The organism is Helicobacter pylori SA37A (assembly GCF_000476015.1).
GTDB lineage: Bacteria > Campylobacterota > Campylobacteria > Campylobacterales > Helicobacteraceae > Helicobacter > Helicobacter pylori_DB.
The window spans coordinates 1-11,289 of the sequence record NZ_CBOO010000021.1 but is presented as its reverse complement, the minus strand read 5'-3'; the positions used below and the strand labels follow the sequence as shown (position 1 = coordinate 11,289).

At 37.7% G+C, this 11,289-nt stretch carries 8 protein-coding genes and 2 pseudogenes; 1 reads left to right on the top strand and 9 read right to left on the bottom strand.

Annotated elements, in window-relative coordinates; genetic code table 11:
* Window positions 1–216 precede the first annotated feature (216 nt).
* Entirely contained in the window at window positions 217–1,614 is a 1,398-nt protein-coding gene (gene hofD / locus QT76_RS07415) for an outer membrane beta-barrel protein HofD (protein WP_033617227.1), read from the bottom strand.
* A gap of 69 nt (window positions 1,615–1,683) precedes the next feature.
* Entirely contained in the window at window positions 1,684–3,270 is a 1,587-nt protein-coding gene (gene hofC / locus QT76_RS07410; RefSeq protein WP_000768602.1) for an outer membrane beta-barrel protein HofC, read from the bottom strand.
* A gap of 283 nt (window positions 3,271–3,553) precedes the next feature.
* Between hofC and QT76_RS07405 the strand changes: the two genes are divergently transcribed.
* Window positions 3,554–4,498, top strand: a complete 945-nt coding sequence (locus QT76_RS07405) for a catalase family peroxidase (RefSeq protein WP_033617226.1) — start codon at window positions 3,554–3,556, stop codon at window positions 4,496–4,498.
* Between the two features lie 117 nt (window positions 4,499–4,615).
* Here the strand turns inward: QT76_RS07405 and QT76_RS08575 are convergent.
* The 7 genes and pseudogenes from QT76_RS08575 to QT76_RS08425 form a co-directional block, all read right to left on the bottom strand.
* Window positions 4,616–5,376: pseudogene (locus QT76_RS08575) on the bottom strand (restriction endonuclease).
* The gene (locus tag QT76_RS07395) at window positions 5,369–6,424 is read right to left on the bottom strand and encodes a DNA cytosine methyltransferase (RefSeq protein WP_033617228.1); all 1,056 of its coding nucleotides are present in this window, start codon (window positions 6,422–6,424) and stop codon (window positions 5,369–5,371) included. The pseudogene QT76_RS08575 and the gene QT76_RS07395 overlap by 8 nt, the downstream one beginning before the upstream one ends.
* Window positions 6,425–6,516: 92 nt before the next feature.
* The gene (locus tag QT76_RS07390; RefSeq protein WP_033617225.1) at window positions 6,517–7,140 is read right to left on the bottom strand and encodes a GIY-YIG nuclease family protein; all 624 of its coding nucleotides are present in this window, start codon (window positions 7,138–7,140) and stop codon (window positions 6,517–6,519) included.
* 2 nt (window positions 7,141–7,142) lie between these two features.
* Window positions 7,143–8,072, bottom strand: coding sequence for a DNA adenine methylase (locus QT76_RS07385; RefSeq protein WP_033617224.1), 930 nt, complete (start codon window positions 8,070–8,072; stop codon window positions 7,143–7,145).
* Window positions 8,073–8,087: 15 nt separating this feature from the next.
* A complete protein-coding gene (typA, locus tag QT76_RS07380; protein ID WP_033617223.1) occupies window positions 8,088–9,887 on the bottom strand; it encodes a translational GTPase TypA in 1,800 nt (599 codons plus the stop codon).
* Window positions 9,888–9,932: 45 nt separating this feature from the next.
* Complete coding sequence (locus QT76_RS07375; RefSeq protein WP_033617222.1) at window positions 9,933–10,781, bottom strand: glycosyltransferase family 9 protein; 849 nt, start codon at window positions 10,779–10,781, stop codon at window positions 9,933–9,935.
* 19 nt (window positions 10,782–10,800) lie between these two features.
* A pseudogene (locus QT76_RS08425) lies at window positions 10,801–11,289 on the bottom strand (hypothetical protein); the annotation flags it as partial.

Below are 11,289 nucleotides of genomic sequence, written 5' to 3'. Positions count from 1 at the left end.
GTCAATGTATTCTTTAGCCTTTGGGGTCGTAAAAACATCGCTTTTAAACTCGTTTAGCTTGTTGAAAAACTGCACAGGGTGTGGTGTTTTGTTTTAGTGTATTAAATATTGAATAATAAATTTAAATAAGGCTTTTTGAGTATTAATATTTGATTGGAGCAGAGCCTTTTAATATTTTAAAAAGGCTAACCAAAAATATCCATTAAGGATAAAATGCTAGTAAATCCTAAAACCATAAGTGATGTTAAACATGATATGGCTTCGGTCAGAATACACATTGTGCGTTAAAGGCTGTGTGCCAGGCCCGTTAGGATCAGCCGGAACATACATGCCACAATACCCAATACAATAGCCTTTTTTAGTGATATTGCCATAATATTCTAGTTTCAAATCCATTCTAATATTATACCTATTAGAAAAATAGCTCAAAAAGAGTGCAAGACTCCTTTCATCAGCCCTTGGGCTATCCGTCCAACGGCCTAAAATTTTCCAACTAAACCCCCTATATTGTGAGCCTATATACAAAAACCCGTTAATCACATCAGCGCCAACGATATTGTTAATTTCTGCGTCATAAATACTATTTGTCCAAATGTTATACCCCAAAGGGTCGCCATAAATACCTATGTCGCCATTAGCGTTACCGATGTTTTTATAGACACTGCCCCCAAATTGCCATTTATTATAGTAAAAACGAGTGCGGAAGAAATAAGTTTGCCCGCTCTTTCCTAACGGCACTTGTTGGAAAAGAATAATATCGTTTTGATTGGCCGGAGTGGCAAAAATTGGGAAAAACCCTACAAAAGTGCCTACAAAACGAAAACCCTTATTGTTAAAATTAGGGTTGGTGTCGTAAGTGATATTAATGCCTGGCGCATACATTCTTTGAAAGATCGCATAAAAATAAGGGTTGATTTTTAAGTTATCTTTTTCATATTTCAAATCCGCTACCATTAAAGCCTTACCGCTTGTATAGTAACGCCCAAAATACCAAAACCAGTCGCTTGACGCTGAAGCCCTAGCGTCTGAATACATCACTCTAAACCTAGTGTCTTTATATTTGACAAAACCTTCAACGCCTTGAGTGTAAGAAGTGAACCAGTCATACTCTTCAGCATCATAGCGCCCCCCTTTCACGCCAAAACTGAATTTATCTTTTTTGTAGTTGTAGCTCAAAAAAGCGTTATGCACCATAGCCAAACGAGGTTTTTGCACTTGCAAACCACTATGCCCTGCATACCAACCAATATATTGCCAAAAGATACCCGCTCCAAAAGGATCGGTCCTAGAGCCAGGCTGGCCATTAGGGATATTGTTGCCTTGATAAGCGGTGGAGTCATAGGGGAGCGCTGCCATCATAGCCCCCACTTCCGCCCTCAAACCCTTGTATAAACCCATGCTCAAATTCAATTCGCCGAGCAAAGAAGTGTAGCTACCTGTAGGGTAAATGTCTTTAGAGGGCTGGTATCTTTGGTTGTTAAAACCAAACTTAGTATAGCTGCTCACCTTTCCAACAATGCTCATGTTGAATTTATAAGCTTGAAGTTTGGATAAAAAGAGACCAGAAAAAAGCAAAAAAAATAGAGAGTAAAAAAAATATTCCTTAATTCCCAAAACCCTAACTCCCAAAGATATTGAATTAAAAATACAAAAAAGGCATATCTAAGAGATAGGGGAACTCTCTTAGAAACTATAACTAATGTGTGTCATCAAATGGCTTCTGTCTTGGGTAATGCTCTTTTTAATGCCACCCATGTCTTGAGGACCTTGCGCGAATGCAGAAGATTCAAACAAACCATTATTCAAGTTAAGCGGCTGACCGTTTGGCCCAAGGAAACCAGTTCCAGGGTTGTAACCCGCACGAATTTGGAACTCTAACCACACGAGTTTGAGACCCGCTTTAACATGCTTGCTGAACTGATAGTCTAGATACATACCAATACCATATTCCAAAGCCCTTGGTGCAGTGGTGAAGCGTTGATAGACGCTCCAGCTAAACTTACCATGCTTACCTCCACCTTTAACATATTCGGTGAACGCGTCAGCATCGGTAATGTTGTCAATCCCCGCAAACCCTAAGCTGTAGATACTGCCAACCCATTGTTCGATACCATCTACAGCGATGATGTTACCCCAAGTACCTAAGTTCATGTTAGGGTTACCAATGTTGAGATAAGCACCACCAACCACAAAGTAGTTGTTAATGTCTATGTGGTGGCGTAAAAAGAGTGTCGCACCGCCAGGACCTTGCAAGCCACGCCACTTACCATTATCTAAGAATGGATCCCAAGTGTTATAACGAGCGGGTGCGTAACGGCCGTATTCAGCGTTATTCCAACGATAGTCATACAACGCATAAAAAGTTGTCCTATTTCTAATACCTATGCCTCTAAATTCAGGATTGGTATCATATTCTATTTTAGCGCCGGGCAATGTGCCTACCTCTGGGATAAGATACACATAAGGGTGGATCATTAAATTCTTGGTAGGGCGATAAATAATACCCGCTTTATGAATACCCCAAGGTTTTTCACGATAGATGGGGAACAACCATTGACCGTCAGCGATACCACGACCCCAAGAGCTAAAGAGCAAGAATTTCATCTTGTTAGTAAGCTTGAAAGTCCCATAAAAACCTTGGAACAATTGATACACCCAATCCATTTGCTCCTGCTCGGTAACATCAAAGCGCCCCATTACCATATGGACTCTGTCGCTATCATAGGTAAGATTCGCTTTATAAACTTCATAACGCCTTGAACCCCCAGGCAAGTAGGCGTTAGCCGGATAGTAGTTAGGGAACAAGCCGTTCCACTCACCCATATACTCCCAACCAATACCTCTAGGGTTAATGACGCCACCTGGTCCTGATTGCTCCCACATTTTAGTCGCATTCATACAAAGGCTCATAGAATCAGTGCCGCAAGAAGTTTTATCCCAATAGCTTGGGGGAGTAAAATCCTTTGCCCACCTATCATACCTAGTGCTATCATAAACTTGTCCGCCCAAAACACCGCCTAAATTCACGGTCCATCCCCTACCCAAATGTATAGACCCCTCTAGCTTACCTGTAAGGTTAACAAAAGTCTCTGTAGGATAGATACCTTTAACAGGGTTAATGGGCGAATGGTTAAAACCCACCTTGGAGAAGTTAATAAAGTCCCCATGCACTTCATAAGTAACCGCCCCTAATGACCCCGTCGTGAACAATAGTGGCAAGGTAAAACGCTTTAGCAATGTAGCCGCAACTTTTCGTTTCTTTAATTTCATTCCTCTTCCTTACTTTACCTGAGAATAGATAAATTACTCTGTAGAAATAATTGTAGCATAAAAGAATATAGAATTAGTTTAAAATCAAGCTAGTTTTTCTTAAAATTTGCAAAATTTAAAACAAGTTTATCCTTAAAAGCTTGTTAATGAGCATGCAAATGGATAGGATAATCTTTTAATATCCTAATAAGATACTAAAAAAGGCTTTTTAAAGGCTCAATAGGGAATTTACTGATACAATTAAAGGCATTGTTTTATATAAAAAATAATAATAAGGAAAAAAATGAAAAAAATTGGTTTGAGCTTGTGTTTGGTTTTGAGTTTGGGTTTTTTAAAAGCCCATGAAGTGAGCGCTGAAGAGATTGCGGATATTTTCTACAAACTCAACGCCAAAGAGCCTAAAATGAAAATCAACCACACTAAGGGGTTTTGCGCTAAAGGCGTGTTCCTCCCTAACTTGCAAGCAAAAAAGGATTTAGATGTGCCATTACTCAATGAAAAAGAAATCCCTGCGTCTGTAAGGTATTCTTTAGGAGGCGTGGCAATGGACGATAAAAACAAAGTTAGGGGAATGGCGTTAAAATTAGAAAATCAAAACGCTAGCTGGACAATGGTGATGCTCAATACTGAAATCAATTTTGCCAAAAACCCTAACGAATTCGCTCAATTTTTTGAGATGAGGATTCCTAAAAATGGCAAGGTGGATGAAGCAAGAATCAAAAATCTTTATGAAGAAGTCCCCTCTTATAGGAATTTTGCAACTTATATGAAAACGATAGGGATCAGCTCCAGCGTGGCTAACACGCCTTATTATAGCGTGCATGCGTTCAGGTTTAAAGATAAGAAAGAGGAATTATTGCCTGCGAGATGGAAATTTGTGCCTAAAGAGGGCGTTAAGTATCTTAACCCCCAAGAATTAAAGCAAAAAGATTCAAATTATCTGCTCTCTTCATTCCAACAACACCTTAAAACTAAGCCCATAGAATACCAAATGTATCTGGTGTTTGCGAATCAAAATGATGCCACCAACGACACGACCGCGCTTTGGAAAGGCAAACACAAGGAATTATTAGTAGGGACATTGAAAGTTGAAAAATATGAAGGAATGGGTTGCAATAAAGATGTGTATTTCCCAGCCGATCTCCCTAAAGGCGTAGAAGCCCCTACTGATCCCTTATTCCAAATCAGGAATGAAGTTTATGGGATCACTTTTAGCAGAAGGCAATAAAAAGGCTAAGGCAAATCAAAATATAAAATATAAGGGGGAAGTGGAATTTTTGTTTAAAACTTTTAAGCGCGCCTACTCAAAACACTTTCTCTCTTACTTGAGGCGCACACACTCACGCTAGATGTTAGGCAAAAATAACGAATTAGGTATTTTTGTAATTTTGTAATCAAAAAAGTTTTGCGAAATATTAAAAACGCTCTGCCCTTCCATTTGTTGGCGGGTTATCCAATTCAAATCATTGTCTTTGGTTTTAGAAATTTCTACGCATGCCACTTGCCCGTTAAACAGATCAAAATGCACCACAATAGTAGGAATTTTATCCGTTATCAAACGCCTTTTAGCCTCTAAAACTTTATGTTCTTTAATGTCATTGATCCCTTGAAACCCGCTTTGAACTTCTAGCAATAAATGATTGTCCAACAAAAAATCGGCTTTAGGACTTCTTTTAAAGCTTTCTATGCTCTCAAAATTACCACCACCAAAAAATTTTGATGGTTTCTTTTTGTGCGCTAAAAAGACAAGCGATAAAATCCTTAAAAAATTCCGCTACCAAAAACCCACGCATCCAAGAAAAACAAACTTCTTCAGGTCTTCTGCCTTGATTATTCAGCTTATAAATAATATGAGTATCCACTATCTTTGAAAACACTCGCTCTATGGAGTTTTTAAAAAAGCATTCCAATTCATACTCATTATATTTAAAACAATAAATACTATTGATAGCGCTAAATTTCAATAAGCCTTTTTTTGAGCACGTTTAAATAATTGAAATCAACGCAAGGTTGTATGTCTTTAGCGCCTAAAAATTCCTTAAACGCATTTTGCGAATTAAAACCCAATAAATTTCTATAACCCTTAAAATCGTTATTATCAAACATTTTTACCCCTTAAAAAATCAAAGACAGCATGAGCGAGCGCTACACTCAATAAGGGTGGCACGGCATTACCAATTTGCAATCTTTTAGCGCTACCACTCCCATAAAATTTATAATTATCAGGAAAGCTTTGCAATCTTGCCCCCTCTCTAATGCTTAACGCTCTAGAGTCTCTTGGATGGATACACCTAGAACTGCTTGGGGTAGAAAAATTTCTTGTAATGGTGGGGGCTGGTTTTTCCCACCACATTTTGGCATAGGTATTAATATAACCGCTTTTGGGGCGTAAACTTTCTGGCAAATCATCTTTATTCTGCCCGTCTTTTAGCGTTTGCATGATTTTTATCAGTTTTTCATTGTTTTTAGGACTGCTATGTTCGCTTAATTCTTTAGAATTTCGCACAAATTCCAAAAAAACATTATCCGCATTTTTAAGATAACCTAAAGCATCACCATTTTCACCGCTTTGAATGGGCGGTAAATCCCCTAAAGCGTCTTTTAGAGAAAAATGCGTTTTTATGGGTTTAGGGAAGTAAAATTTTTGCTTAAAGCGTTTAAGCGCGCCCACTAAAATCACTCGCTCTCTTATTTGAGGCACACCATAATCTAGGGCGTTTAAAATGGCATGCTCTAAAATATAACCTCTCTCTTTAAAAGCGTTACAAATTCGTTGGAACAATTGCCCTTTTTGCATAGACATTAAACCCACCACATTTTCAAAAACAAATATTTTTGGTTTCACTAAATCTAAGATCCGCAAATATTCTTTAAACAAATTCGCTTTTTCATCCATTTTTCTTTTGCCAAGCGTGGAGTAGCTCTGGCATGGTGGTCCGCCTAATAGAATGTCAATTGGAACGCATGGCAAGTTGTGGCAATGAAGTTGCGCAATATCGCATAAAATGGTTTGTGCCTCTTTATGATTGGCTTGATAGCTTAAAATGGCATCTTTGTCTATATCGTTAGCCCATATTAATTCAAAATAAGGGTGCATAGAAAAGCCATAACTCAACCCTCCAGCACCACAAAAAATATCTGCTACTTTATACAAGTTTACTTTTTTCCTTTCATCTAAACCCACACTTTTTAAATGTATCTAGTAACTTAAAGCCCTTTTTTTGAGATTGGGTTAAAACTATTGCCTTAATTTTTTAAAGTTCCGCTAGGTTTGTCAATCGCCTTTCTATGGATGGCCTTTTCTCTGTTTTGAGCTTTTTGAGTGATATTGGCATGCTCATCTTTAATATCATTTGGCCAATCTTTGCCCTGCTCTTGCACATTCCATTCGGGTAATGCGTCATTGCTATTGTTTCTGTAATCCGTCAGGCAAGCTTGCTCTAAAAGTTTATAACTGATGCTTGCGTCTTTGATTGTATGAAAACCAAACAAGCCTTTCACTTGAGTTTCAAAATTAGGTTGATAAATCATGTAAAATTCTATTTTAGCCCCTGTAAGTATCGTATGGTAAAGAAAATACCACACGCCAAAACTTCTAATACTAGGCCTCCCTTTGACTCCTCCATCTTTATAAATATTGAGCGTGCTTTTAATCCCGCCATCTGCTTGAGAACCACCAATTTTTTTAATCTCACCATCCACTACAATTAAATACACTCTAGCCACATTTTGAGTTAAAATATTTTGAGATAAAGGTTGATTGTTTTCATCTTTTAAATCCTTAAGATAGTTGAAATTTAACTTTGTGCTGTCTTTCATGTATTCTACATCAGCGATTTTAAAGGCAGTTTTGACTTCGCTAATATGCATTTTTACTCCTTGATAATCAATAACTCATGAGATTGTTTGACATGATTATTATCGCCTCTTTCTAAGCGGTTTTTACCCATTCTGGTTTCGCCTTGTCCCATAGTGTATTGCCAAGAGGGTTCTAAAATTTTAAAATCTTTATAAGCATTCCTTACAAATTCGCAGTCATTATAACTTAAAATAAATGGCCCTTTATGCCTTTTTAGCATGTGAGCTAACACTTCATGTTTAAAACCATTATGGTGGATAGGAAAATTACGCATAGGATAAATCCCCTTAAACATTTTAGAATTTTCTAACACATAAGGGGGGTCAAGATAAAAAAAATCATTAGGATAAGCGAGCAACACTTCTTCAAAACCAGAGCATTCCACCTTTAAACTAGGGGCGTTAAAATCTTTAATTTTTAAAAGGGTGTTTAGATAGCGTTGTTTATCGGTATAAATTTTACTCATCCACCCCAAAAATCCTGGCCCATAGCTTAAATTAAAGTTAAAGTAATAATCTCTGGCCAAAACTAAAGGGTCTAAAACGCATTCTTTTTTATAATGGGCTTTTAACTCTTGCTTGATAATGTTGTAAGTTTCTTGCGTAGGTTCTAAAGAAAGCAAGCTGTTATAAAGAGCTTGTTTGTCTTTGAGTAGCACTTGATAAAAATTCACTAAAATGTCAAAAATATCAAAGCCTAGCACTTCTAAACCTAGCTCTGTCGCGCATGCAATTTCTACGCTCCCCCCACCTATAAAAGGGCTAATCATCCTACGCACACCATTAGGTATACACTCCACTATTAACCCTACAGCTAAAGACTTGCCCCCACCATATCTTAAAGGGGCTTTTATGTAGCGTTTGTAACGCCCATTATTGGAGCGTAAATTGTGCAAAAAAATATCTTTTTTACTAGCGTTTTGGTTGAATAAATTGGCATGCATTCCAAAAAATTCTATTTATTTTTTCGCCCTTTTCCTCATGTTAGGGTCTAAAATCTTTTTTCTGATCCTCAAATTCAAGGGGGTAACTTCTAAAATCTCATCTTCTTCAATCCATTCTAACGCTCTTTCTAACACCATAGTCCTAGGCGGGGTGAGTTTGATCGCATCATCGCTCCCGCTCGCTCTCATGTTGGTTAAATGCTTGGATTTGATAGGATTGACATCTAAATCATTATCCCGGCTGTGCTCGCCAATGACCATGCCCACATAAACCTTCGTTTGGGGGTTGATAAAAAGCGTGCCTCTTTCTTGGATATTGAAAAGGGAAAAAGCGGTCGCTTCGCCATTTTCCATGCTGATTAGTGCCCCATTTTTGCGCGATTCCACGCTCCCGCTGAAAGGGCGGAATTCCAAAAAGCTATGATTCATCACGCCTTCGCCCTTAGTGTCGGTTAAAAACTCGCTCCTATAACCGATAAGCCCTCTTGCAGGAATTTCAAATTCTAATCTTGTATAGCCATCACTCATGGGATTCATCGCTTTCATCTCGGCTTTTCTTTTGCCCAATCTTTCAATGATAGCCCCGCTAAAATCTTGGGGCGTATCAATTACTAAATGCTCAAAAGGCTCGCATTTAACACCATTTTCTTCTTTAATAATGACTTCAGGGCGTGAAATGCTAAACTCAAACCCTTCACGGCGTAAATTTTCAGCTAAAATGGTGATTTGCAATTCCCCACGCCCGCTCACTTTAAACTTGCCTTCGCCCATTTCTTCGCATTTCATAGCGATATTGGTTTGCATTTCTTTTAAGAGCCTGTCTTTCAATTTATTGGCAGTAACATGCTTTCCTTCTAACCCGGCTAAGGGTGAATCATTGACGGCAAAATACACGCTCATCGTAGGCTCTTCTAAATGCATGGGATCTAAAGGCATGGGGTTATTTGGATCAACGACGCTATCGCCCACATCCATTGCACTAAACCCAGCAATCGCTACAATATCGCCAGCATAAGCGTTTTCAATCTCAGTCCTAGCCAGCCCTAAAAAACCTATAAGCTTAGTGATACGGCCATTTTCTTTACTCCCATCGCTTTTCATCAGCAACACGCTTTCATTCTTTTTAACCGAGCCATTAAACACCCTAGCGATACCGATTTTGCCCACATAATTGTCATAATCAAGCGTGAAAATTTGCATTTGCAAAGGCTCATCAACGCTTCCGCTAGGGCTTGGCACATGCTCTAAAATCGTTTCAAACAAAGGCTCTAAATTTTTCTTTTCATCGTCTAAACTTTTCATCGCATAGCCATCTCGTGCGGCGGCATAGACGACAGGGAAATCCAATTGTTTATCGCTAGCCCCCATCGCTACGAACAAGTCAAAAACTTCATCCACCACTCTGTCCGGTTCAGCGGCAGGCTTATCAATTTTATTCACCACCACAATGGGGCAAATCCCAAAACTCAAAGCCTTTTTAACCACGAATTTAGTTTGAGGCATGACCCCTTCTTGAGCGTCCACTAAAAGCAACACCCCATCCACCATTTTCAAAACGCGCTCCACTTCGCCCCCAAAATCAGCATGCCCGGGAGTGTCAATGATATTGATTTTAGTGTCTTTGTAATAAATAGCGGTGTTTTTAGACAGGATAGTGATCCCTCTTTCTCTTTCTAAATCATTGCTATCCATCACCCTTTCATCCACTTTTTCCCTCTCACTAAATGTGCCAGATTGAGAAAGTAAGCCATCTACTAGAGTGGTTTTCCCATGATCAACATGCGCGATTACAGCGATATTTCTAATATTTTTCATGAATGTCCTAACAAGCAAAATTGAAATTAGAAGTATAACACAATATTATAATAGCCCCAAATGGCGGAATTTTTTGGCTAAATCTAGTTCTATAGAATGGCTTTTATGGGCTTTTAGAAAATTTTCATTCTTACCATTAGGCGGCATGAAATCGTCATTATCCCTATAAAAAAAGATAAAATAATTTTTCTTTAAATAGTAAGCCAAATGGATCAAAAACGAATCCCCCCCTATATACAAATCGCTTTCTAAAATCAGGTTTTTAACTTCTTCTAAACTGGTTTTAGCGCGATAATGAGCGGCTTCACTTTGTAAAAAAGCGTATCGTTCTTCAAAATCTAAAAGCGTAACACAAAAGGGTTTTAAGAGTTTTAAAACGATTTTTAAATGCTCTAAAGGGATGCTTCGGTCTATGGATCTTGTGAAAGGGTTGATTAAAATCTTTTTGGGGTTTTTTACACTCATGGGATATAAAGGGTTATCAAAAACATGCCCATAAATTTGAGAAAACAACTCCTGGCGGTTTTGATAAACGTTTTTAATTTCTTTATTTGGAGTGGTTATGGGAATGAATTTGGCTAAAAGAGCGCTTCTAAAATCTTGTTTTTCTAAAATCAAATGTTTGATTTTGTGCTTCTTAAACGCTTTTAATAACCATAAAAAATCCTTCATCGCCAAAAAAACCCCTTGTTTTTTAAGATCATAAAAAGCAGGGATATTTTCAAAAACAGGAATGATTTCAAAATGTTTTTCGCATTCTAAAAGCTTGGCGATTTTTAAAGTCAAACGAGTGCCTAGGATTTTAAGGGGCTGTTGCTGTTTGAAAGCGATTTCTTTTAAAAGGCTAAGCGTGATGAGATTATCCCCTAAAGCCAAAAGACAAGCAACATGCATGGTTTTTCCTGATTGTAAATTATAAATGTTTAAGATCTAATCTTTCTTTAGCTTCATTAATCATTTGTTCCAAATTATCGTTTTTTAATCGGTATTTGTCTAGCGTGTGGATATTTTTTTGAGTAATATGCAATTGCCCTTCTACCTTACTGCCATAATGCTGACTTGCACAATAATCTTTATGACTTAAAACTTCTTTTGAATTTAAAACCCATAAAATAATTTCATCAAGAAAGACTGCTAGAAAAATAAAAATTTCTGCGCATTGTGGTTTTAACTGCTGGAAATTCATTTCAAAATTTTTATTAGTATTATAGGGTAGTGCTCTCATGAATAAGGGTGTTTTACTACTATCATTATTTGCGACCCTAGAAGTTTTAACTTCAATAGTGATGCCTTCCAAAAATAAATCATATTGATTACTATAATTATTGTCTAACTTTTTAGAAGGTTTTTTAATTTTAGGACACTTTTCTTTAATGAAATTTTCGGCAAATTTGCCAAATTG